Below are 22,085 nucleotides of genomic sequence, written 5' to 3'. Positions count from 1 at the left end.
TCTGATCCATGAGCGACGACGAGCAGCGTGGACGTGGAGCCGCCTCCGTGCACCGGGTCGGCGGGCTCCTGGGAGATCTGCAGGCCGCGGACGAGCAGCCGGTCACCCCGCGGCGACGGGCAGACGCGGAGCGCAACCGCGCCCAGATCCTGGCGGCGGCCGAGCGGCTCTTCGCCGAAGCCGAACAGGACCCGCGGACGGTCACCATGGACCGGATCGCCAAGGCCGCGGGAGTGGGCCGCGCCACGCTCTACCGGAGCTTCCCCGACCCCTCGTCGGTCGCCGTGGCACTGCTCGACGAACACGAGCGCCGCCTCCAGGGACAGCTCATCTACGGCCCCCCGCCGCTCGGCCCCGGCGCGCCCGCGGGCGAACGGCTCGCCGCCTTCTACCTGGCGATGCTCGACCTGCTGGAGCGTCATCTCCCGCTGGCGCTCGGCGCGGAGACCGGCCCCGCCCGCTTCCGGACCGGCGCCTACGGCTTCTGGCGCGTCCACGTCCGCACGCTGCTCGTCGCCCACGGCGTCCGCGACCCCGACCCGCTGATCGACATCGCCCTCAGCCCGCTGTCACCCGAGCTCTTCCGGTTCCAGCGGCACGAACTCGGCCTGTCCGTCGAGCGCATCGGCCACTCTCTGACGACCTTCGCCCGCCGGCTCCTCGCACCCGGGGGCGGGGGCGGGGATCGGGGTGAGGGCGGGGGTGGGAGCGGGCGTTGACGGGTCGGCGGGGGCTGAGGGGCGGGCGGCGGCTGACGGGCGGGCCGGGTCGGCTGCCGGTCAGGCCGGGGCGGAGGCCGTGCCCGGCTCCCCACGTCCCAAGGCGGAGCCGCCGGGTCGGGTGACGCGGGGTCGGGTGACGCCAGGTCGTGGGGCGGCCGGGCGTACGAGGCCGGGCAGGATCAACTCCCAGATGCGGCAGCGGCGTTCCTCGGCGGGGCCCCGCAGGGCGCCGCTGTCGGAGGGGCGGCGCGGTGCGGTGTTTCCGGCGGGGCCGCGCCCCGGCGGCCAGGGGGCGTCGGCGGGGGCGCGCGGGCAGCGCATCTCCAGCTCGACGCCGGTCACGACGTAGCCGATCGGCGCCGCGACGACCGCCGCGACGAGCGCCGCGACGGCCGCCGCGTCCACGCCGCGTTCGTAGCCGAGCCGGTCGAAGGCGCGGGCCGCCGACGAGAGCCGGCCGTGTCGAGGACGACGACGTTCAGGTCGCCGACCGCGGCGACCGGCGTTCCCGTATCGCCTGTCTCGTCCGCTCCGCCCGCTGCTGAATCGCCATGAGCTCCCCGTCTGAATCGCCATGAGCTCCCCCGTCGCACCCAGAAGGAAGGGACCCTGGGCAACGGCCGTCAGGAGGATCCGGCCGTTCCCGCGGCGACGGAGGCCCTCGACCGGGAGCGGGAGACGGCCACGCCGGCCAGGCAGAGCGCGCCGCCGGCGAGCGTGAGCAGCCCCGGCAGCTCGCCGAGGAACACCCAGGCCAGCAGCACGACCAGCGCGGGCACGGCGTACGTCGTCGCGCCCATGCGGCCCGCGGTCGTACGGGCCAGGGCATAGGCCCAGGTGGTGAACGCGAGCGCGGTCGGGAACACCCCCAGGTAGACCATGTTGAGCGTCGCCGACAGCGGGGCCCGGCCCGCCTCCTCGACCAGCTGTCCGGCGAACGGCAGGCACGCCACCGCGCCCACCAGACACCCGAACGTCGTCACCTGGAGCGCGCTGCCGTGCGCGAGCGCCGGCTTCTGCGCCACCACCCCGCCCGCGTACGCCATCGCCGCGAGCAGGCACAGCACGACGCCGAGCACCGAGGCGTGACCGCCGGACGACGAGGCGGACATCGACAGCCCCACGGCGACCGCACCCGCGAACGACACGGCCATGCCGGCGAGCAGCCGGGGCGGCAGCGACTCCTTGAGGAACCGCGCGCCGAGCAGCGCGATCAGGATCGGCCCGATGTTCACGACCATCGCCGCGGTCCCCGCGTCGACCTCCTGCTCACCCCAGTTGAGCACCACCATGTACACCCCGAACCACAGCAGCCCCGACGTCACGATCCCCGGCCACGCCGCCCGCGGCGGCAGCCCCTCCCGCCGCACCACCAGCACCAGCCCCAGGACCACCACCCCGGCGAGCAGGCGGCCGAGGGCCAGCGCGCCGGGGGAGTAGGCGGCCCCGGCGCTGCGGATCGAGACGAACGCGGAGGCCCACAGGACCACGGTCACACCGGCGGCGCCGAGCGCGAGCCGCGACGATTGCTTCTGCATGGCTCGACCGTAGGGCGTGAACCCTTCGGCGCTCACCGCAATATCGACCCCCTCGCGGGTCACCGCAGGGCGGCCGGGGCGATGCCCAGGGACGCGTGCAGGGCGGACTCGCCCTCCCCGGTCACCTTCACGGCCCGCTCGGACCCGATCCGTACGCACCACCCGGCGTCGAGGGCGTGCCGGCACAGGGCGGCGCCGGCGAGCCCCGCGAGGTGAGGCCGCCGCTCGGTCCAGTCGAGGCAGCCGCGCGCCACGGGCCGCCGCCCGCTGCGCACGAGGGCGATGCCCCGCTCGTCGAACCAGGCGAGGCCTCGGTCCGTGAGCGCGAAACCGGTGTCCTGGCGCAGCAGTCCGCGCGTGGTCATCGCCTCCGTGATCGCGATGCCGAGCCGCCCGGCGAGATGGTCGTAGCAGGTCCGGCCCCGGGTCATCGCCTCCCCGGCGCTCGCCTCCCGCAGCGAGCGCGGCCGCGCGCGAACCTCGGGTTCGGACCGGGCGGCCAGGTCCTCCACGAGGTGCGCGATCCCCGGGTCGGCGAGCCGCACGTACCGGTGCCTGCCCTGCCGTTCCTCGGCGAGGATCCCGCCCGCGACCAGTTTCCCGAGGTGCTCGCTCGCCGTCGACGGCGCCACCCCGGCGTGCCGGGCGAGCTCGCCCGCCGTCCAGGCGCGTCCGTCGAGCAGGGCGAGCAGGAACGCGGCACGGCTCTCGTCCGCGAAGAGCGCCGCGAACGCGGCGAGGTCACTGGCTGCCATGACCCCAGCGTGCCGCACTCACCCTTCGGTCGCGGCCGAAACGTCCGACGGCGCCGTCGTCGTGCGGGCCGCCACGGCGTCGTACTGCGCTCCGAGCCCGTCGATGAGGGCGCGCAGGCCCGTGTCGAAGGCACGCTGGTCGACCTTCTGGCGGTGTTCGGCGAGGAGGTGGGCCTGGCCGAGGTGGGGGTAGTCGGCGGGGTCGTAGGCGGTCTCGTCGTCGACGAAGCCGCGGGCGAAGGAGCCGAGGGCGGAGCCGGTGACGAAGTAGCGCATGAGGGCGCCGATCGAGGTGGCCTGTGCGGGGGGCCAGCCGGCGCGGACCATGGCGCCGAAGACCGCGTCGGCGACGCGGAGGCCGGCGGGGCGGCGGCCGGGGCCCTGGGCGAGGACCGGGACGATGTGGGGATGGTCGGCGAGGGCGGCGCGGTAGGAGACGGCCCAGTCGTGGAGGGCGGTGCGCCAGTCCCGGACGTCGTCCTCCGCGAACATCGACAGGTCGATCTTCGCGCTCACGGCGTCGGCGACCGCGTCGAGGATCTCGTCCTTCGTGCGGAAGTGGTTGTAGAGCGACGGTCCGCTCACCCCCAGTTCGGCGGCGAGCCTGCGGGTGGAGAGCGCGGCGAGGCCCTCCGCGTCGACCAGCGCGCCCGCCGTCTCGACGATGCGGTCTCGGCTGAGGAGGGGCTTGCGCGGTCGGGCCATGGCGCACATAGTAGGCCTGCGCTTTAAAACTAGCAGTGGTAATTAAACGGACTGGCGAGGTGGTGCACGGTGGATCTGGCGCTGAGCGAGGAGCAGGAGGCCGTGCGGCGGCTCGCCGGGGACTTCGTCGCCCGTGAGGTCTCTCCGCACGTCGTCGCGTGGGACCGCGCCGAGGAGGTGGACCGGGCGATCGTGAAGAAGCTCGGCTCCGTCGGATTCCTCGGGCTCACGATCCCGGAGGAGTACGGGGGCTCCGGCGGCGACCACCTCGCGTACTGCCTCGTGACCGAGGAGCTCGGTCGCGGCGACTCCTCCGTGCGCGGCATCGTCTCCGTCTCCCTCGGCCTGGTCGCCAAGACGATCGCCTCCTGGGGCACGGAGGAGCAGAAGCGGGCCTGGCTGCCCCGCCTCACCGCCGGCGAGGCACTCGGCTGCTTCGGCCTCACCGAGCCGGGCACCGGCTCCGACGCCGGGAACCTGACCACCCGGGCGGCCCTGGACGGCGCCACCGGCGAGTACGTGATCAACGGCGGCAAGACGTTCATCACCAACGGCACCTGGGCCGATGTCGTGCTGCTCTTCGCCCGCACCAACGACACCCCGGGCCACCAGGGCGTCTCCGCCTTCCTCGTCCCCGCCGACACCCCCGGCCTCACCCGCCGCGCCATCCACGGCAAGCTCGGCCTGCGCGGCCAGGCGACCGCCGAACTGGTCCTGGAGGACGTCCGCGTCCCCGCCGCCGCGATGCTCGGCCCCGAGGGCAAGGGCTTCACCGTCGCCATGTCCGCCCTGGCCAAGGGGCGGATGTCGGTCGCCGCGGGCTGCGTCGGCATCGCACAGGCCGCGCTCGACGCCGCCGTGCGGTACGCGGGGGAGCGCGAGCAGTTCGGGAAGCCCATCGCCTCGTACCAGCTCGTGCAGGAGCTGATCAGCGACATCGCCGTCGACGTGGACGCCGCCAGGCTGCTGACCTGGCGGGTCGCCGACCTGGTCGACCGGGGGCAGGACTTCGCCACCGCCGCCTCCAAGGCGAAGCTGTACGCCTCCGAGGCCGCCGTCCGCGCCGCCAACAACGCCCTCCAGGTCTTCGGCGGCTACGGCTACATCGACGAGTACCCCGTCGGCAAGCTCCTCCGCGACGCGCGCGTCATGACCCTCTATGAGGGCACCAGCCAGATCCAGAAGCTCATCATCGGGCGGGCGCTTACGGGAGTCTCGGCCTTCTGACCGGACGCGTACGCGGGACGCGTGCACGGGATGCGTGGCATGGGATGCGTACGAGGAGTGCGTACGAGGGATGTGCGAACCGGGGCGTACGAGGGATGCGTACGAGGGATGTGCGCACCGGGGCATGCGCGGGATGCGCAGGCGAGATGAGTACCTGGGATGAGTACGCGGGCGGATGTGGTGCGGTGCGCATCCGCCCGAAACTCTTCCCATGAGCGACACACCGGTCAAGCAGCAGAACACCGCCGCCTACTACATGCAGGCCGTGATCTCCTTCGCGGTCGCCGCCCTGGCCGTGGCCATCGGGGTCTACCAGCTCGAAGCCAGCGCCTGGGTGCGGGCTTTCCTCGCCGTCTCGGTCCTCTACCTCACGACCTCGGCCTTCACGCTGGCCAAGGTCGTCCGCGACCGGCAGGAGGCCGGCCAGATCGTCAGCAGGGTCGACCAGGCCCGCCTGGAGAAGCTCCTCGCCGAGCACGACCCCTTCCAGAAGCTCTGATGCCGAGACGCTCTAAGCGCTTGCTCACCCTCGTTGTATGGTGTTCGTCCTGACGGGGTCCGAGAAGGAGTGTGCGATGAGCGTGGCGGAGGAGACGCCCGGGGGCGACGACATGCCCTGGGGCGAGGTCACGCCCGAGGCGGCGCGGCGGCTGCTGGTGGCCGCCGTGGAGGCGTTCGCCGAGCGCGGATACCACGCCACCACCACCCGGGACATCGCCGGTCGCGCCGGAATGAGCCCGGCCGCGCTCTACATCCACTACAAGACCAAGGAAGAGCTGCTCCACCGGATCAGCCGCATCGGTCACGACAAGGCCCTGGAGATCCTCCGGGCCGCGGCCGCCGGCGACGGCACGGCCGCCGAGCGCCTGGCCGACGCCGTCCGCTCGTTCGTCCGCTGGCACGCCGAGCGCCACACCACCGCGCGGGTGGTCCAGTACGAGCTCGACGCCCTCGGCCCGGAGCACCGCGCCGAGATCGTGGAGCTGCGCCGCCAGTCCGACGCGACCGTGCGCGGGATCATCGACGAGGGCGTGGCCGCCGGCGAGTTCGACGTGCCGGACGCGGCCGGCACCACCGTCGCCGTGCTCTCCCTCTGCATCGACGTCTCGCGCTGGTTCAACGCGCAGGGCCGCCGGACGGCCGACGAGGTCGGCGCGCTCTACGCCGACCTCGTCCTCAGGATGGTGGGGGTCCGCACCCCGTAGGAGGGGCCTGGGGGCGTTTCCGCCGCCAGGGCCTCCTGGCGGCGGTCAGAAGTAGTAGCGGGAGACCGACTCGGCGACGCAGACCGGCTTGGCGGAGCCCTCGCGCTCCACGGTCACCGCCGCCGTCACCTGCACGCCCTCGCCCGCGTCCTCGACCTTCGTCAGGACGGCCGTGGCGCGCAGCCGCGATCCGACGGGTACGGGAGCGGGGAAGCGGACCTTCTCCGTGCCGTAGTTGAGGCCCATCTTCATGCCCTGGACCGACAGCACCTGCGGGACGAACAGCGGCAGCAGCGACAGCGTCAGATAGCCGTGCGCGATGGTCGTGCCGAACGGGCCGGAGGCGGCGCGCTCGGGGTCGACGTGGATCCACTGGTGGTCGCCGGTCGCCTCGGCGAAGAGGTCGATCCGCTTCTGGTCGACCTCCAGCCAGTCGCTGTGTCCCAGCTGCTCGCCGACCCCCGCGCGCAGCTCCTCGGCGGAGGTGAAGATCCTCGGCTCGGCCATGTTCGTGTCCCTTCTGGTACGGCATACCCAACGGTCGGTATCTAAGCGCTTGCTCAGCATGTGGGGTGAAGGGGCCACTGTCAACGGCCCACGGTGCCGCAGCAGTAGGGTTCGGTGAGTGCCGCAGATTCCAGAGAAGATCCACGAGCTCACCGTCGGCCAGCTCTCCGCCCGGAGCGGGGCCGCCGTGTCCGCCCTGCACTTCTACGAGGCGAAGGGGCTCATCAGCAGCCGCCGCACCACCGGAAACCAGCGCCGCTACGGCCGCGACACCCTCCGCCGCGTCGCCTTCGTCCGCGCCGCGCAACGCGTCGGCATCCCCCTCGCCACCATCCGGCAGGCGCTCGCGCAGCTCCCCGAGGAACGCACCCCCACGAACGAGGACTGGGCCCGCCTTTCGGCCGCCTGGCGCACCGAACTCGACGAACGCATCAAGCAGCTCGGCCGGCTCCGCGACCACCTGACCGACTGCATCGGCTGCGGCTGCCTCTCCCTGGAGACCTGCGTCCTCTCCAACCCCGACGACGTCATCGGCGAGCGCATGGCCGGCTCCCGCCTCCTCCCCGTCCGCCGCTCCACCGATGCCTCCTAGGACGTTCTTGCCGATCAGGCTGGGCAAGCCAAGACACCCCCTCGCCGGGGCCTGCAGGTCCGGCGGGCCGAGGCCGGACACCAGCTAGTACCGGACTGCCGCCGCCACCAGTTCGGCGTTCGAGCGGGCCCGGGTGCCGTCCGGCAGGAACAGCGTGTCCTCCAGACCGATCCGGGCGGCGAGACCCAGGCGGCCGGCCAGCCGCAACACCGGCCAGGCACCGCAGTCCACGCCGTGGAGCAGCACCGGAATGCCGGCCGGGCGTGCGCCGGTCTCCGCGAGCAGGGCGAGCGCCAGGGCCACGGCCTCGGCAGCAGCCGGGTCGTAACCCGCGGCCAGGTCGTAACCCGCGGCCGGGCCGGGACCCGACCCCAGGCCTGGACCGGACCCCAGCCCTGGACCCGCCCCAGGGCCGGAACCCTGCGCCGTCGGCCCCGAGGGTCGCGGCCGCACGGGCGGGACCGTGCTTCGCGCCGTCGCCAGAATCCGTGCGACGCGGGGGGCCAGCGGGGAGCGGGCGAACCGGGCGGGGCCGTCCGTGTCCGGCCGCAGGGCGGCCTCGACGGCGATTCCGCGGTCAAGGAGCGCCGTCGCGATCTGTTCGGCACCCGGCTCGTGCCAGTCGACCGAGACGAGGTCGGGGTGGACGGTCCAGGAGCGGACGCGCTCCGTACGGCGTTCCGCGTCGGGTTCGGCGGACAGGGCCGTCGTCACGCGGACCGGGGCGCCCGGCAGCGTGCCGGGCGCGGCGCCCGACGGGCCGACCGCCGCCCGGAGGGACGTGAGGACCGGCGTGAGCACCCGTGGCGACAGCGACGTACGGCCGCAGGGCGTACGGGGGTGGACCCGCACCTCGCCCGCTCCGGCGGCCACCGCCGCGGCGGCGGAGGCGGCGAGGGACTCCGGTGACATCGGCACCGCAGCGGAATCCCCGGGCCCCCGGGACCCGTTGAGGCAGACCTGGAGCACGGCGGACGGAGCCCGGGTCATGCCGCCGAGGCGAGTGGGCGGTGCCGGTCCGTGCGGGCCCTGGCCAGCGCGCCCGAGGTGAGCACCGCCCGGGGGACGCCGACGCCGCAGTCCGCGCAGACGGGGCCGGGTGAGGGTTCGTACGGGTCGCCGGGGCCGGCCCACTCGATCCGGGGGCCCGCGCACACCGGGCATCCCTCGCCGGGTCCGGTCTCCAGGGCCGTGATCAGCCGCCGCAGCACCTCGGGCAGGGGGTCGGACGGGTGCACGGCCGGGTCGCCGCACCGGACGACCCCGTTGCCACCCCAGACGCGCCGGTGCCAGTCGTCGAGGGCGCCGAGCCGCCGCAGGCCCTCGTGCTTCTCGCGCCGGCGCCGGGCGGCGAACTCCTCCTCGTACGCGAGCCACACGGCCCGCGCCTCCTCCAGTTCGTCGAGCGCGGCCACCAGCCGCCCCGGATCGAGCTCCCGGTCCTCGGGCCCGAACCTGTGCCGACGGCACAGATGGTCCCAGGTCGCGCGGTGCCCGTACGGCGCGAACCGCTCCAGGCACTTGCGCAGGGAGTACCTGCGCAGCGCCGTGTCGTACCCCGGATCGCGCACCTGTCTCGCGAGACTCCGGAAACCGGCCATCTCTCGCCACCTCCGCCGCTGGTCCTTCCGCGATATCAGAGGGACGAACGAGCGGCCCGCGATGTTCCATCGAAATGCGGATGGCAGCCATCAGCGGGGCCCGAGGGACTCCCGGAACCCACCGGAACCAGCGCGTCCGGTGGGTTCGGGTGCAGGGCGCGGCCTCTCGACGCGGCAGGTCAGGATGCGTACACCGGTTCGCCCGGCTCCCGTACGGTCAGCCGGGCGCGGCCCCCGGGCACGCCTTTTTCGCCCGCCTTCTCCCGCCCGCCTCATACGCTCGCCTCTACGCTCGCCTCTACGCTCGCCCCATCCGGGCCGCCGACACCACCACCCTGGCCAGCTCGGGCCGGAGGATGTCGCTGTGCGAGCGGACGACGGCCGCCGCGTCGACGCTCACGCAGCCCGCCGCCGGCACTCCCTCGCGCAGCACCGCGTCCAGGCTCCGGTCGGGCGTCCCCGGCACCGCCTGCACGCCGTCATGCCCGATCGCACCCCACTTCGAGTCGTCCGAGCCGAGCAGTCCGGCCCGGGAGCCAGCCTCGGCCCCTGCCTCGGCCCCTGCCCCGATCCCGATCCCGATCCCGCCGAGCGACGCGGAGTCGCCCGCGACCCGGGAGGCCAGGGGGTACATCACCCCGAGTGCCGAGTCGTGCCGCGAGTAGCAGGCCACCACCGGGCCGCGCACCCGGTACTGGGCGTCCCTCAGCGCGCCGGACCGCCGGGGGTCGTGCGGCAGTCGGGCCGCGAAGGCGTAGTGCGAGAAGGCGCCCTGAAGGAGGGTCACGGAGGCGACCGGCCGGACCCCGGCGGGCAGGCTCCGCAGGGCGTACGCGACGAGCCGGGCACCCATGCTGTGGCCCACCAGGTGGACGCGGAGACCGGGCGCCGTCCGGGCGACCTCGGCGAGCAGCGGCCCGAGCCCCTGCTCGCCGACGTGCCCGGCGCGCTTCTTCATGACGTAGTACGTGGCCTGGCGCAGGGCCTCCCGGCCCCCCTTCCAGTACCGCTTCAGCCCCTCCCCGAATCCGTCCCCGAACGCCTCCTCGAATCCGTCCCCGAAGCCCTCCCCGAATCCGTTCCCGAACCCCTCCCCGAGCCCCTCGCCGAATCCGTCCCCGGATCCCTCCTCCAAGCCGTCCCCGGCCCCGTCCCCGTCCCCGGACCCCTCCCCAAATCCGTCCCCGGCCCCTTCCCCCCGGAAGTCATCCCGGCCCTCGCCCCCCGTTCCGGCCTCCAGTGCCTCCGTGAACAGCGCGCACACCTCCACCGGGTCCGCGAGCAGGAAGTCGGGAACCCGCTCCCGGGTGGCGGTGGCACCTCGGAGGTCCGGGCCGGGCACGTCCGTCAGCTCGCGCAGCAGGGCGCCGAACTCGGCGAAGGCCCGTTCGTCCGCGGGTGCCGAGGAGAGGAGCTCGGTGATCCGGGCGAGGACCGGCTCCTTCTCCGGAAGGACCGTCACCAGGGCCCGGTAGTCGGGGACGGGCTCGCCGGTGAACATCATCGAGGGCCAGATCAGGCCCGCGTAACCGGCCTCGACACCGGGGGTGAGGAGGCCGGGGAAGGGGGCGAAGAAGTCCGAGCAGAGGCGGGTGGCGCCGGACGGGGAGCTGTTCCACCCGTGGGCGAGCAACACCAGGTCGGTGACGCCCTGCCGGGCCAGTGAGGCGAGGGACGCGGCCTGGCCCGCCGGCCCGTCGCCGTCCTTGTCGAAGGTGATTTCCCGGTACGGATCCACACTCATCCCGGTCACGGCCCGACCGTCCCTCCACGTCGAGGCGGGCCGCCATGCCGTGGGCGCGCGCGTGCGCGGGCGGCGACTCCACGGCCAGCATGCCCGCGCACGGCCCCGTCCAGACGTGGGGCGGGTCGTCAGCGCAGCCGCGCCGCCGAGATCCGCGGGAAGTGGATCAGGAGGTCGTACGAGGCGGAGAGCCGCACGGGCAGGGTGTCGCCCGGCCAGGGGTACGCCGTTCCGATGCTCCGGGCCGGCCGGGGCGCGGCGAGCCAGTCCCGCGCGGCCGGAGTCGTCCGGCGCAGGTCCAGGTAGAAGGCGCCTGGGGAGACCCGGTCCAGGGTGTGGGAGCCGCTGTCGGGGCCGAGCGGGGCGACCGTGAAGACCCGGAGCGGTTCGCCGGGGGCCCCGGTGTCGTGCGCGTTGAACGAGCCCTGCCCGAAGGAGGCGCCCACGCCGACGTAGTCCCGGCCGAGCGCGTCCCGCAGGAAGGCACCCTGGAGCCGCGGGTACTGGGCCGGCTGGGTGGTCTCGTACCCGATGTGCCCGTTGTGCGCGGAGAGCACGATCCGGTCGCCGGTCCGCCGCTGCCACCACACGGTGTTCTCGGCCATGACCCGGTCCCGGTAGAGCATCGCGGCCGCGACGCCCGCCTCCGTCGTCAGGTCGTGGGCGTACTCGGTCCCGACCTGGGCGATGGCCCGCGCGTGCTGCACGGCCCAGGCGTGGGCCTCCCTCTCCCCGGCCCCCTCGCCGGGCCGCTGCCCTTCCAGGAGCGCGAGGGCACGGTTCACGTCGGCGGCCATCCGCTGCCGCTCGGGGCGCGGCCGGTCCATGTAGCCCTTCATCCAGGTCTCCACCCCGCCGCTGGGCCGGGAAGCCCGGTACAGCTCCCGGAAGCGGGGGAGCAGTGCCGGGTGGACGCGGGCGACGTACGAGGTGACGGCGTCGAAGAGGTTCGGGCCCGCGTAGCCGAGGTCGTTGCCCATGAAGCGGACCTGGTGGTCGGGGTGGGCCAGGTTGTGCCGCCGCATCCACCGGAAGAGGTCGAGGTACTCCTCGGTGTTCCAGAGGCGGTACGACTCCTGGAACTCGTCCCGCATGATCGCCCGGATGTCGCCCCGTCCGGTGCGGACCCACTCGTCGACGCGCAGTCCGCTGGACCAGTTCGCCTCCAGGGCGAAGGTCGTGAACCCCCGTGATTCCACGAGGTGTTCGAAGATCCGGCCCTTGGCCCGCTCCGCACACCCCTTGACCGATCTAAGGCCGCTCGACCGGATGGTGGGCTCGGTGGTCCGCGGCACGCCCGGGGGACATCCCGCACGCACCCGTACCGGACGGGGGGCCGGCCCCCCTCCTGTACCGGACGAGGGGCCAGACCTCGCCCGTACCGGAGGAGGGGGCAGACCCCACCCGTACCGTACGGGGGCAGCCCCGCCCCCGTACGGGACGGGGCGGTCCCTGCGCGTGGAGCGGATCAGCGGTAGAGCAGGTACTCCTCGCGCACCGCGCGGAAGGCGGCAAGGCCCGCCTCCCACGCCCCGACGACCTCGTCGACGCCCGCGCCCGCGTCGATCAGGGTCCGTACCAGGGTCGAGCCGGTGAGCTTGTCGATCCAGTGGTCGGGGCGCCAGGCGAAGCCCGTCCACGAGACGCGGGCGGTGACGAGGAGCCCGATCCCGGTGCGTACCGGGTCGAAGGCCTCCCGATCGTGGACGTGCAGTTGGACACCGCCGACGGTCTTGCCCTGGAACTTGGAGAAGGTGGGCGCGAAGTACGCCTCGCGCAGGCGGACGCCGGGCAGGTCGAGGGCGTTCGCGGCCTCCGCCCACCGCCGGTCGATCCCTTCCGCGCCGAGGAGTTCGAAGGGGCGGGTGGTGCCCCGGCCCTCGGACAGGTTGGTTCCCTCGAAGAGGCAGGTGCCGGAGTAGACGAGCGCGGTGTCCGGCGTCGGCATGTTCGGGCTCGGCGGCACCCAGGGCAGCCCCGTCGCGTCGAAGAACTCCGTGCGCCGCCACCCCGTCATCCGTACGGTCTCCAGGGCCACGGGCGCGGCCAGGAACTCGCCGTTGAAGAGCCGGGCCAGCTCGGCGACCGTCATGCCGTGCGCCTGCGCGATCGGCTCGCGCCCCACGAACGTCGCGAACGCCCGGTCAAGGACGGGGCCGAGCGCCGCCCTCCCCGTCACCGGGTTGGGCCGGTCGAGGACCACGAACCGCTTCCCGGCGAGCGCGGCGGCCGCCATGCAGTCGTACAGCGTCCAGATGTACGTGTAGAAGCGCGCGCCGACGTCCTGGATGTCGAAGACGACGGTGTCCACCCCGGAGGCGGTGAAGACGTCCGCCAGCGGCTGCCCGCTCTTCAGGTACGTGTCGTAGACGGGCAGCCCGGTCGCCGGGTCGTCGTACCGACCCTCGGAGCCTCCCGCCTGCGCGGTGCCCCGGAAGCCGTGCTCGGGGCCGAAGACGGCGACGAGGTCCACCCGCTCGTCGGCGGCCATGACGTCGACCACGTGCCGCGCGTCCGGGGTGATCCCGGTCGGGTTGGTGACGATCCCGACCCGCTCGCCGGCCAGCAGGGCGTACCCGTCCGCCGCCAGCCGCTCGAAGCCGGTCCGCACCCGGCCGTGACCCGCTGCGGCGGCGGCCGGACCGGCGGAAGCCGACGCCGCCACCGCACCCAGGGCCCCTCCGGCGGCCAGCAGACTCCGTCGCGACAGACCCATGGAACCTCCTCGGGGTGACATGGGCACGCACGCTAGCGCTCCTGACCGCGCCGGGGAACGAGGCGTGCGGAACGGGTCTTCCGTCACTCCATACCGACTGGTTAGTCTGTCCGGGTCCTCGCAGCGGTTCATGCGACCGCGGCGGTGCTTCACAGCGGGTCGTCACAACACGTCGTCACAGCCGAGAGGTGGGTCCATGGCCGCGGGTACGGAGTCGGGTACGGGTGCGGGTACGAGCGCGGGCGCGGGTGCGGACGAGCTCCGGGGCGCCGGGGTCGTCGTCACCGGGGCGGGCGGTGGCATCGGTGCCGCCCTGGCCCGCCGCTTCGCCGCGGAGGGGGCCCGGGTCGTGGTCAACGACGTCGACGCCGTCCGTGCCAAGGCGGTCGCCGAGGAGATCGGCGCCGTCGCCGTCCCCGGCGACGCCTCCGCCGTGGTCGACGAGGCGCGGGAGGCGCTCGGCGGCACCGTCGACGTCTGGTGCGCCAACGCCGGGCTCTCCTCGCCCGGCGACGCCTTCGCCGACGAGGACGTCTGGGCCGCGGCCTGGGACGTCAACGTGATGGCGCACGTGCGTGCGGCCCGCGCCCTGCTCCCGGAGTGGCTGGAGCGCGGCGGCGGCCGGTTCGTCTCCACCGTCTCCGCCGCCGGACTGCTCACCATGATCGGCGCGGCGCCGTACAGCGTCTCCAAGCACGGCGCGTACGCCTTCGCCGAATGGCTCTCCCTCACCTACCGGCACCGCGGCCTCAAGGTCCACGCCATCTGCCCGCAGGGCGTCCGCACGGACATGCTGACGGCCGCCGGAACGGCCGGCGAGCTGGTCCTCGCACCGACCGCCATCGAGCCCGAGGACGTCGCCGACGCCCTCCTCGACGCCATCGCGGCGGACCGCTTCCTCGTCCTGCCCCACCCCGAGGTCGCCGGCTACTACCGCAACCGCGCCACCGATCCGGAGCGCTGGCTCGGCACCATGAACCACGTCCAGCAGGCATGGGAGACGGGCACCCGCTAGGAGTCGTCCCGGCGGATGGGAAGATCTACGGACGGGAACGGTGTTTCCCGACCCAGGACGATCACGGGCGATCACGGAAGATCGCGGACGATCACGAAGGAAGGCGGCGGAGCATGGCCAGGACGACGGACGGGAGCGGCACGCCCGTCCCCCAGAGGCTCCTCGCCGCCGCCACCCGGCTCTTCGCGGAGCAGGGCTACGACCGCACCTCCGTCCAGGAGATCGTCGAGGCCGCCGGTGTCACCAAGGGCGCGCTCTACCACTACTTCGGCTCCAAGGAGGACCTCCTCCAGGAGGTCTACTCCCGGGTCCTGCGTCTCCAGCAGGAGCGGCTCGACGCCTTCGCGGACGCCGACGCCCCCATCGAGGACCGGCTCCGCGAAGCCGCCGCCGACGTCGTCGTCACCACCATCGAGAACCTCGACGACGCCTCCATCTTCTTCCGCTCCATGCACCACCTCAGCCCGGAGAAGCACAAGCAGGTCCGCTCAGAGCGGCGCCGCTACCACGAGCGCTTCCGCGCCCTGGTCGAGGAGGGCCAGCGCTCCGGGGTGTTCTCCTCGGCGACCCCCGCCGACCTGGTCGTCGACTACCACTTCGGCTCCGTGCACCACCTCTCCACCTGGTACCGCCCCGACGGACCGCTCACCCCCGAGCAGGTCGCCGGCCACCTCGCCGACCTCCTGCTCCGAGCCCTCCGCCCCTGACGGCCCCGCGGGGTATGACCGGCCCGTGGACGGGCGGGTTATTTCCCGGCCGACGGGACGCGCGAGCGGGCGGGCATCGACCGCAGACTCGTCGTCGTGGGCACGGGCAGCTAGCGCCACGCCCCCGAACTCCCCCTGATGCCGGAGGAGTTACGTGCCGCCGTTCAGCTCTTCGGCGGACTCGGCTACCGCGTCTACGAGCGGATCGCCGAGGCCTGCCTCGGCGCCACCCGGGGCCCGCGTCCTCGACTGGGCCTTATCGGACGGACGGCGCCGGCAGCGACCGTCGTCGTCGCCCGCCCGCCCCGTCGACACCACCGAACCCCGGCTGGCACGGAGCGGGAGCGGCGGCGGAGGCGGCAGCGGAGGCTGGAGCGGGTCCAGGCGCAGGAGGCACGGACCGGACTGCGCGGCGGCACCCCCGTACGTACGCCGCCACCTCGCCGAGCACGCCGAGGGGACGGAGCTGCTCGACGTGCTGGCCCTCGACGCCGAGTACCAGCTCACCACCGCGATGTCCGCGCTCCAGCGGGTCCTGAACCGGGCCGGGACGGAGCGGGGGCGCGCCGCCGCGCGGGCGGTGGGGCACTGCGCCGCCCTGCTGCACGCCCCCACCGACCAGGGCACCCGCGCCGCCCCACTGCGGCTCTCCGCCTTCCAGCCCGGTGCCAGGGAACTGGCCGAGGCCGTACGGCGCCGGTACCCGCGGCTGCCGTGGGACACCGAGGGGGCGGAGGTCGCCCCGGTGCCGTACACGACGCTCGGCACCTTCGCGGGCGCCGTCGAAGGCACGCCACAGAAGCGCCCGTCGGCGGCCGGCACGCGGTGGTGACCGCGGAGCGCGACGGGCCCGTACGGGTCTGGGACACCGAGGGCGGCGAACTCCTCGCCGAACTCCCCACCGACCTCGGTCCGATCACCGCCGTCCACGGCTGCCCCACCCGCCTGTGGGCCGCCCTCGGGACCGCCGACCGGACTGGGCGTGGGACGTGGAGAGCCGCGACCTGATCGGCGCCGTGGCCGCGCCCCGCGACACCGTGGACTGCGCGGTGACCGACGTCGGCGGGGAGTGCCTGGTCATCGCGCTCGACCGGAGCGGCACCGTCACCCTGGCATCCGACTCGGGAGAGGACCCGCCGCTCACCCTGCGGGCCGCCCGGCGACGGGCGCTTCTGTGGCGTGCCGTCGACGGTGTCCGGCCGGCCGTCGCGCACCACGAGGGGCGGCTCCGGGTGTCCGCGACCCGCGTGCACCGGTGACCGAGAAGCTGCGCAGGGCCCGTCTCGCGGTCTGGACCTCACCGGTGCCTCCGCCGGCGCCGGCTCCCGGACCGTCGAGCGGACACGGCGCCGGGTCCTGCGCGGCCGCCTCGTCGAGGCGTTCGCGCTCCACCGGGGCGAGGCCGTCATGGCCACCCATCTCACCCTGTACGGGTCCCGGGTGGGGATTCGGTCCACCGTCCGGTCCGACGGCCTCCGGGTCGTCGAGTGGTCCGGGCATCCCCACGGCCCCGCTCTGCTTCCGGCCCCGGGCGCCGGAGCGGAGGACGACTCCGGCCCGATCATGTGCCTCTCGGCGACCGCGAACGCCGTGACCGCGCGGAGCGCCGACGGCACAGTCCTCGGCAGGACCCGCACCCACGCGCCTGTGCGGCACCTCCCCGCCGCCGGGCACGACCAGGGCGGGCTGCGGCTGGTCTCCCCCGGGGCCGACGCCTGGTCCGCCAAGGGCTGGCAGCTCGGCCCGCCGCCCGCGGACGGCGACATCGCCGACGAGCCCACGACGACTGTCCGGACGGGCCGCCCGCGGACGGCGACACCGCCGACGAGCCCACGACGACTGTCCGGACGGGGCGCAGCTCCGGCCGGCCCGTCGTGGTCGTGCAGGACGCCTCGGGCACGGCGTCTCCTGGACGGTGCGAGCGGCGCCCTGCTGGACCGCTTGGAGGAGCGGGGCGGCGGGCCGCTCGTCGACGCCCACCCGGGCGCCCCGGTCCTCCACCGGCTCGCGGTGACGAAGCGACGCCACCCGGGTCGAGGTGCGGGTGTGGGCGGGCGGGCCGCCCGTCGCCTTCCCCGAGGTGGGCGATCTGGCCTGGGGCTTCCCCGTGCCGGGCGCCGGGGCTCCCCGCTTCGTCGGAGCCTCGCGCAGCACACGAAGTCCGAGCACTACCTGGCCCTGTACGCGCCGGACGGCCGCGTGAAGGAGCGCCTGCACCTCGGCCTGGACGACGTCTCCTCGCTGCGGCTCGTGCCGGACGGCGCACGCGTCCTCGCGGTCGCCGTCGGGTACCGGTACGTCGGCGGCGGCAGCAGCAGCGACGAGGCGCCACCGGCCGTGTTCTAGCTGACGGTGCGCTCGCTGCCGGACGACACGGTCCGGTTGGCCCTCCGAGGGAGCTCCGTGGAGATCGTCCACGACCTGGGCCGGTGGCTGGAGGGCCCGCCGTCCTGAGTGACGTCGAACGCGACGGCGAGCTCGCCGTCCACACCCGCTTCCCCGCCTCGTTCAGGGCGGACCCGCCGGCGCGTCCGCCTCGCTCAGGGCGGACCCGCCGGCGCGGGGCATCGTCCCGTGCCCCGACCGGGTCCGCGTCACCGCCTTCCGGCTGCAGACCAGGAACGTTTCACCTGCTGCGCCCCGGACTACGACCGCGACGCGGCCTTCCAGCGGGCCTACGCGAAGGCGGCCCGGGACCCGGAGGAGGCGCGGCCGCCCCACGGTCCTGACCGAGGGCGCCGGCGGCGGCCTGACGCTGTTCGCCGCCGACACCACCGAGGTGCTGCACCGCGTCCACCTCGGCGGCGAGATCCTCGACCTGGACTGGCTCGACGACGAACGGCTCTGCGTCCACACCGCGACGGGCATCCTCTGCCTGCGGCTTGCTGACGCCTGGCCCCGCGCTACAGGTACTTCTTCAGCTCCCGGCGCGCCAGCGACCGCTGGTGGACCTCGTCGGGACCGTCCGCGAGCTTCAGGGTCCGCGCCGCCGTCCACAGCTCGGCCAGCGGGAAGTCCTGGGACACGCCGCCGGCCCCGTGCGCCTGCACGGCCTTGTCGATGATGTCGACGACCGCGCGCGGGGTCGCGATCTTGATCGCCTGGATCTCGGTGTGCGCGCCCCGGTTGCCGACGGTGTCCATCAGCCAGGCCGTCTTGAGGACGAGGAGCCGCAGCTGCTCGATCGTCACCCGCGCGTCCGCGATCCAGTTCTGGACGACGCCCTGCTGGGCCAGCGACTTCCCGAAGGCGGTACGGGAGACGGCACGGCGGCACATCAGCTCGACGGCCCGCTCAGCCATCCCGATCAGGCGCATGCAGTGGTGGATGCGGCCGGGGCCGAGCCGGGCCTGGGCGATGGCGAAGCCGTCGCCCTCCGCGCCGATGAGGTGCGAGGCCGGGACGCGGACGCCGTCGAACACCACCTCGGCGTGGCCGCCGTGGGAGTGGTCCTCGTACCCGTACACCTGCATGGCGCGCCGCACCTCGACGCCGGGGGTGTCGCGGGGCACGAGGATCATCGACTGCTGTCGGCGGAGGTCGGCGCCGTCGGGGTCCGTCTTGCCCATGACGATGAAGATCCGGCAGTCGGGGTTCATGGCCCCGGAGATGTACCACTTGCGCCCGTCGACGACGTACTCGTCGCCGTCCCGCCGGATCCGGGTCTCGATGTTCGTGGCGTCCGACGACGCGACCTCCGGCTCGGTCATCGCGAAGGCCGAGCGGATCTCGCCCGCGAGCAGCGGCTCCAGCCACTGCTTCTTCTGCGCCTCGTCGCCGAACTGGGCGAGCAGCTCCATGTTCCCGGTGTCGGGCGCCGCGCAGTTCAGGGCGGTCGGGGCCAGGTGCGGGCTGCGGCCGGTGATCTCGGCGAGCGGCGCGTACTGGAGGTTCGTCAGCCCGGCGCCGTACTCCGCGTCCGGTAGGAACAGGTTCCACAGACCCTGCCGCTTCGCCTCGGCCTTCAGCTCCTCCACGACCCGCGGGGTGTCCCACGGCGAGGCGAGCAGGGCCCGCTGCTCCTCGGCGACGGCCTCGGCCGGGTACACGTGCTCGTCCATGAAGGCGAGCAGCCTCGTCCGCAGTTCCTCGGTGCGGGCGTCGTACGCGAAGTCCATGACGGATCAGCCTTCCTGAAGGGTCGTGAGGCCGTGCTCGATGAACACGGGGACGAGTTCGCCGATGCGGTCGAAGCCGGCACCGACCGTCTGCCCGAGGGAGTAGCGGTAGTGGATGCCCTCCAGGATCACGGCGAGCTTGAACCAGGCGAACGCCGTGTACCACGCGAGGGCGGACGTGTCCCGGCCCGAGCGGGCCGCGTAGCGCTCGACGAGCTCGGCGGCGCTCGGGTGCCCGGGCGCCGTCGCGGTCGTGGAGATGGGGGAGTTCGGCAGGTGGAGCGGCGTGCTGTACATGACGAGGAGACCGAGGTCGGTCAGCGGGTCGCCGAGCGTGGACATCTCCCAGTCCAGGACCGCCCGGATGCGGTCGTCCTCGCCGATGAGGACGTTGTCGAGCCGGTAGTCGCCGTGGATCACGGTCGGCGCCGGCGACACCGGCAGCGACCGGCCGAGCGCGGCGTGCAGCTCGTCGATGCCCGCCAGCTCCCGTCCGCGCGACGCGTCCAGCTGCTTCCCCCAGCGGCGCAGCTGCCGGTCGAGGAAACCCTCCGGCCTGCCGAAGTCGCCGAGTCCGACCGCCGCCGGGTCCACCGCATGCAGGTCGACGAGCGTGTCGACCAGACCGAGCACGGCGGCCCGCGTGCGCTCGGGACCGAGCGGGGCGAGCTCGCGGGCCGAGCGGTACGGCGTCCCGTCGGCGAACTCCATCACATAGAACGGCGCCCCGAGCACCGCCTCGTCCTCGCAGAACACCACCGCCCGGGGGACGGGCACACCGGTCCCGGCCAGCGCACTGATCACCCGGTGCTCGCGCCGCATGTCGTGCGCCGTCGCCAGCACGTGCCCGAGCGGCGGCCTGCGCACCACCCAGCGCCCGGCGCCGTCGGTCACCGCGTACGTCAGATTCGACCGGCCGCCCTCGATCAACCGCGCTTCGAGAGGGCCGGCCACCAGACCGGGCCGCTCCCGGTCGAGGAAGCGGCGCAGCTGCTCGGGGTCGAGTCCTGGCAGCGGGGCGGAGCTCATGAGCGTGTACCTCCGGGTCGGCTTCGGTCGCGCTCATCATGACCGACCAGTCGGTATGTCGTCCAGAGTTCGACGGCAAACAGCGCCCCGCACCCTGGCCCTCGATTCCATCCCTGAATACAGTTCACATATGGATTCGAAGCTGATCGTCGACGAAGTCCGACTCACCCCGATCCTCATCTCCGACCCGCCCCTCCTCAACCTCCAGGGCGTCCACCAGCCCTACACCCCCCGCCTCGTCGTCGAAGTCGTCACCCGCGGAGGCGTCACCGGCCTCGGCGAAACCTACGGCGACCACGTCTACCTGGACCTCGCCCGCCCACTGGCCGAAGCCCTCCCCGGACGCTCGGTCACGGACGTGAACGGACTCTTCGCGCTGGCGGAGGACGTTCGTGCGACGGCGACGGCGACGGAGGCGGGGACGGCGACGACGGATACGACATCGGTGACGGCGGCGGTGGCGACGACGGAGACTGCGACGACGGAGACTGCGATGACGGAGGAAGTGAGCGGCCCGTCGCGGGTGAGTGAGACGCCGCCGCCCGCCACGGACGCGGGAGTCGACGCCGGCGGTCTCCGCGGCGTCAGGACGGCCGCCAAACTCCGCCTCTCCGTCGTCTCCGCCTTCGAGACCGCCTGCCTCGACGCCCTCGGCAAGACCCTTGGCCTGCCCGTCCACGCCCTGCTCGGCGGCAAGGTGCGCGACACCGTCGAATACAGCGCCTACCTCTTCCACCGCTGGGCCGCCCACCCGGGCGCAGGCCCCAGGGACGACTGGGGCGCGGCCCTCGACCCGGCGGGCGTCGTCGCCCAGGCGCGCCGCTTCGACCGCCTCCACGGATTCCGCTCCTTCAAGCTCAAGGGCGGGGTCTTCGAGCCCGAACGCGAGATCGCCGCGATCCGCGCCCTCGCCGAGGCCTTCCCCGGCCGCCCCCTCCGCCTCGACCCCAACGGCGCCTGGTCCGTCGAGACCTCACTCGCCGTGGCGCGCGAGCTGGGGGACGTCCTCGAATACCTGGAAGACCCGTCGAGCGGCACCGACGCGATGGCCCGGGTCGCGGCCGGCACCGACGTACCGCTCGCCACCAACATGTGCGTCACCACGTTCGAAGAGATCCCCGAGGCCTTCGCGAAGGGCGCGGTACGGATCGTCCTCGCCGACCATCACTACTGGGGCGGCCTCCACCGCACCCGCGAACTGGCCGCCCTCTGCCGCACCCACGGCATCGGCCTCTCCATGCACTCCAACACCCACCTCGGCATCAGCCTCGCCGCCATGACCCACGTCGCCGCCACCCTCCCCGACCTCCACCACGCCTGCGACACCCACTACCCCTGGCAGACCGAAGACGTCATCACCCCCCGCCCCACCTTCCGCGCCGGCCACCTTCCCGTCCCCGACACCCCAGGCCTCGGCGTCCACCTCGACCGCCCCGCCCTCGCCGCCCTCCACCACCGCTGGCTCACCGACGACGGCACCCACCACAACCGCGACGACACCGCCGCCATGCTCTCCACCCACCCCACCTGGACCCAAGGCCACTGGTAACGGCGCGGGCCCCACCCGCGCCCCACCCGGCCCCCCGCTACGGTCTGCGCCCCGCCGATAGGCGCTGCCCCTCGGCGCCCGCGCCGCGCCCCGCCGCCTGCCGTGCGGGCCCGAGCCCGCACCTCCCACACCGCCGCCGCCTGCCGAGAGGGCCTGCCCTTGAGGGTCCGCGCCCGCGCCTCCGCCCCGTGCGGGCCCCTCGCGCCGCCACTGCGCCCGCTGCCCCGTGCGGGCCCCCGGGGGACGCCACCGTGCCCGCTGCCCTCTGTAAGCCCGCGACGCCACCGCGCCGGCCGCCCCGTGGGCTCCCGCGACGCCCTCACGCCCGCCCTGCGGGGCCCGCGCCTCGTACGGG

The 22,085-nt window shown here is 74.0% G+C and carries 24 protein-coding genes; 12 read left to right on the top strand and 12 right to left on the bottom strand.

The window, feature by feature from the left end:
• Window positions 1-8: 8 nt before the first annotated feature.
• The gene (locus tag MRBLMG1_RS09530; protein ID WP_367822685.1) at window positions 9-719 is read left to right on the top strand and encodes a TetR/AcrR family transcriptional regulator; all 711 of its coding nucleotides are present in this window, start codon (window positions 9-11) and stop codon (window positions 717-719) included.
• 60 nt (window positions 720-779) lie between these two features.
• On the opposite strand, the gene MRBLMG1_RS09525 is transcribed toward MRBLMG1_RS09530, so the two are convergent.
• From MRBLMG1_RS09525 to MRBLMG1_RS09510, 4 genes are all read right to left on the bottom strand, one after another.
• The gene (locus tag MRBLMG1_RS09525) at window positions 780-1,127 is read right to left on the bottom strand and encodes a hypothetical protein (RefSeq protein WP_367822683.1); all 348 of its coding nucleotides are present in this window, start codon (window positions 1,125-1,127) and stop codon (window positions 780-782) included.
• 218 nt (window positions 1,128-1,345) lie between these two features.
• Window positions 1,346-2,260 carry a DMT family transporter gene (locus tag MRBLMG1_RS09520; RefSeq protein WP_367822681.1) on the bottom strand — a complete coding sequence of 305 codons (915 nt, stop codon included), beginning with the start codon at window positions 2,258-2,260 and terminating at the stop codon, window positions 1,346-1,348.
• Window positions 2,261-2,319: 59 nt separating this feature from the next.
• Window positions 2,320-3,015 (bottom strand): ArsR/SmtB family transcription factor, encoded by a 696-nt coding sequence (locus MRBLMG1_RS09515; protein WP_367822679.1) that lies wholly within the window; start codon window positions 3,013-3,015, stop codon window positions 2,320-2,322.
• Between the two features lie 18 nt (window positions 3,016-3,033).
• Window positions 3,034-3,729 carry a TetR/AcrR family transcriptional regulator gene (locus tag MRBLMG1_RS09510; protein ID WP_414721516.1) on the bottom strand — a complete coding sequence of 232 codons (696 nt, stop codon included), beginning with the start codon at window positions 3,727-3,729 and terminating at the stop codon, window positions 3,034-3,036.
• A gap of 60 nt (window positions 3,730-3,789) precedes the next feature.
• On the opposite strand from MRBLMG1_RS09510, the gene MRBLMG1_RS09505 reads away from it, so the two are divergent.
• The 3 genes from MRBLMG1_RS09505 to MRBLMG1_RS09495 all read left to right on the top strand — a co-directional run bounded on the left by MRBLMG1_RS09505 (window position 3,790) and on the right by MRBLMG1_RS09495 (window position 6,152).
• Window positions 3,790-4,947 (top strand): acyl-CoA dehydrogenase family protein, encoded by a 1,158-nt coding sequence (locus MRBLMG1_RS09505; protein WP_367822675.1) that lies wholly within the window; start codon window positions 3,790-3,792, stop codon window positions 4,945-4,947.
• A gap of 211 nt (window positions 4,948-5,158) precedes the next feature.
• Entirely contained in the window at window positions 5,159-5,446 is a 288-nt protein-coding gene (locus MRBLMG1_RS09500) for a YiaA/YiaB family inner membrane protein (RefSeq protein WP_367822674.1), read from the top strand.
• Window positions 5,447-5,522: 76 nt separating this feature from the next.
• Entirely contained in the window at window positions 5,523-6,152 is a 630-nt protein-coding gene (locus MRBLMG1_RS09495; protein ID WP_367822672.1) for a TetR/AcrR family transcriptional regulator, read from the top strand.
• 45 nt (window positions 6,153-6,197) lie between these two features.
• On the opposite strand, the gene MRBLMG1_RS09490 is transcribed toward MRBLMG1_RS09495, so the two are convergent.
• Window positions 6,198-6,659: a MaoC family dehydratase gene (locus MRBLMG1_RS09490; protein WP_367822671.1), complete on the bottom strand. Its 462-nt coding sequence runs from the start codon at window positions 6,657-6,659 to the stop codon at window positions 6,198-6,200.
• A 118-nt stretch (window positions 6,660-6,777) separates the two neighbouring features.
• Here MRBLMG1_RS09490 and soxR point away from each other — a divergent pair, with 118 nt between their 5' ends.
• Window positions 6,778-7,251: a redox-sensitive transcriptional activator SoxR gene (gene soxR / locus MRBLMG1_RS09485; RefSeq protein ID WP_367822669.1), complete on the top strand. Its 474-nt coding sequence runs from the start codon at window positions 6,778-6,780 to the stop codon at window positions 7,249-7,251.
• Between the two features lie 84 nt (window positions 7,252-7,335).
• Here the strand turns inward: soxR and MRBLMG1_RS09480 are convergent, their stop codons facing one another.
• The 5 genes from MRBLMG1_RS09480 to MRBLMG1_RS09460 all read right to left on the bottom strand — a co-directional run bounded on the left by MRBLMG1_RS09480 (window position 7,336) and on the right by MRBLMG1_RS09460 (window position 13,312).
• The gene (locus MRBLMG1_RS09480) at window positions 7,336-8,241 is read right to left on the bottom strand and encodes a 3-keto-5-aminohexanoate cleavage protein (RefSeq protein ID WP_367822667.1); all 906 of its coding nucleotides are present in this window, start codon (window positions 8,239-8,241) and stop codon (window positions 7,336-7,338) included.
• The gene (locus MRBLMG1_RS09475) at window positions 8,238-8,852 is read right to left on the bottom strand and encodes a hypothetical protein (RefSeq protein ID WP_367822665.1); all 615 of its coding nucleotides are present in this window, start codon (window positions 8,850-8,852) and stop codon (window positions 8,238-8,240) included. The genes MRBLMG1_RS09480 and MRBLMG1_RS09475 overlap by 4 nt, the downstream gene beginning before the upstream one ends.
• A gap of 298 nt (window positions 8,853-9,150) precedes the next feature.
• Window positions 9,151-10,596: an alpha/beta hydrolase gene (locus MRBLMG1_RS09470; RefSeq protein ID WP_367822866.1), complete on the bottom strand. Its 1,446-nt coding sequence runs from the start codon at window positions 10,594-10,596 to the stop codon at window positions 9,151-9,153.
• 128 nt (window positions 10,597-10,724) lie between these two features.
• On the bottom strand, window positions 10,725-11,891 hold the full coding sequence (locus tag MRBLMG1_RS09465; protein WP_367822663.1) for an erythromycin esterase family protein: 1,167 nt from the start codon (window positions 11,889-11,891) through the stop codon (window positions 10,725-10,727).
• A gap of 173 nt (window positions 11,892-12,064) precedes the next feature.
• Window positions 12,065-13,312 (bottom strand): exo-beta-N-acetylmuramidase NamZ family protein, encoded by a 1,248-nt coding sequence (locus MRBLMG1_RS09460; protein WP_367822661.1) that lies wholly within the window; start codon window positions 13,310-13,312, stop codon window positions 12,065-12,067.
• A 196-nt stretch (window positions 13,313-13,508) separates the two neighbouring features.
• On the opposite strand from MRBLMG1_RS09460, the gene MRBLMG1_RS09455 reads away from it, so the two are divergent.
• From MRBLMG1_RS09455 to MRBLMG1_RS09430, 6 genes are all read left to right on the top strand, one after another.
• Window positions 13,509-14,327, top strand: a complete 819-nt coding sequence (locus MRBLMG1_RS09455; protein ID WP_367822659.1) for an SDR family oxidoreductase — start codon at window positions 13,509-13,511, stop codon at window positions 14,325-14,327.
• A gap of 113 nt (window positions 14,328-14,440) precedes the next feature.
• Window positions 14,441-15,034, top strand: a complete 594-nt coding sequence (locus tag MRBLMG1_RS09450; protein ID WP_367822657.1) for a TetR/AcrR family transcriptional regulator — start codon at window positions 14,441-14,443, stop codon at window positions 15,032-15,034.
• Between the two features lie 475 nt (window positions 15,035-15,509).
• Entirely contained in the window at window positions 15,510-15,866 is a 357-nt protein-coding gene (locus tag MRBLMG1_RS09445) for a hypothetical protein (protein ID WP_367822655.1), read from the top strand.
• On the top strand, window positions 15,863-16,042 hold the full coding sequence (locus MRBLMG1_RS09440; protein ID WP_367822654.1) for a hypothetical protein: 180 nt from the start codon (window positions 15,863-15,865) through the stop codon (window positions 16,040-16,042). The genes MRBLMG1_RS09445 and MRBLMG1_RS09440 overlap by 4 nt, the downstream gene beginning before the upstream one ends.
• Window positions 16,024-16,293 (top strand): hypothetical protein, encoded by a 270-nt coding sequence (locus MRBLMG1_RS09435; protein WP_367822652.1) that lies wholly within the window; start codon window positions 16,024-16,026, stop codon window positions 16,291-16,293. Before MRBLMG1_RS09440 ends, MRBLMG1_RS09435 begins: the two co-directional genes overlap by 19 nt.
• A 148-nt stretch (window positions 16,294-16,441) precedes the next feature.
• Entirely contained in the window at window positions 16,442-17,380 is a 939-nt protein-coding gene (locus tag MRBLMG1_RS09430) for a hypothetical protein (protein WP_367822650.1), read from the top strand.
• Window positions 17,381-17,937: 557 nt separating this feature from the next.
• Here the strand turns inward: MRBLMG1_RS09430 and MRBLMG1_RS09425 are convergent.
• Together MRBLMG1_RS09425 and MRBLMG1_RS09420 are read right to left on the bottom strand one after the other, a co-directional pair.
• Complete coding sequence (locus MRBLMG1_RS09425; RefSeq protein ID WP_367822648.1) at window positions 17,938-19,152, bottom strand: acyl-CoA dehydrogenase family protein; 1,215 nt, start codon at window positions 19,150-19,152, stop codon at window positions 17,938-17,940.
• 6 nt (window positions 19,153-19,158) lie between these two features.
• Window positions 19,159-20,181, bottom strand: coding sequence for a phosphotransferase family protein (locus tag MRBLMG1_RS09420; RefSeq protein ID WP_367822646.1), 1,023 nt, complete (start codon window positions 20,179-20,181; stop codon window positions 19,159-19,161).
• Between the two features lie 130 nt (window positions 20,182-20,311).
• Between MRBLMG1_RS09420 and MRBLMG1_RS09415 the strand changes: the two genes are divergently transcribed.
• Window positions 20,312-21,730 (top strand): enolase C-terminal domain-like protein, encoded by a 1,419-nt coding sequence (locus MRBLMG1_RS09415; RefSeq protein ID WP_367822644.1) that lies wholly within the window; start codon window positions 20,312-20,314, stop codon window positions 21,728-21,730.
• Window positions 21,731-22,085: the final 355 nt, after the last annotated feature.

Source organism: Streptomyces sp. LMG1-1-1.1 (assembly GCF_040815545.1).
In the GTDB taxonomy this organism is placed as follows: Bacteria; Actinomycetota; Actinomycetes; order Streptomycetales; family Streptomycetaceae; genus Streptomyces.
Note: the sequence above shows the minus strand (reverse complement) of the source record. Positions and strands in the feature narration are given on the sequence as shown.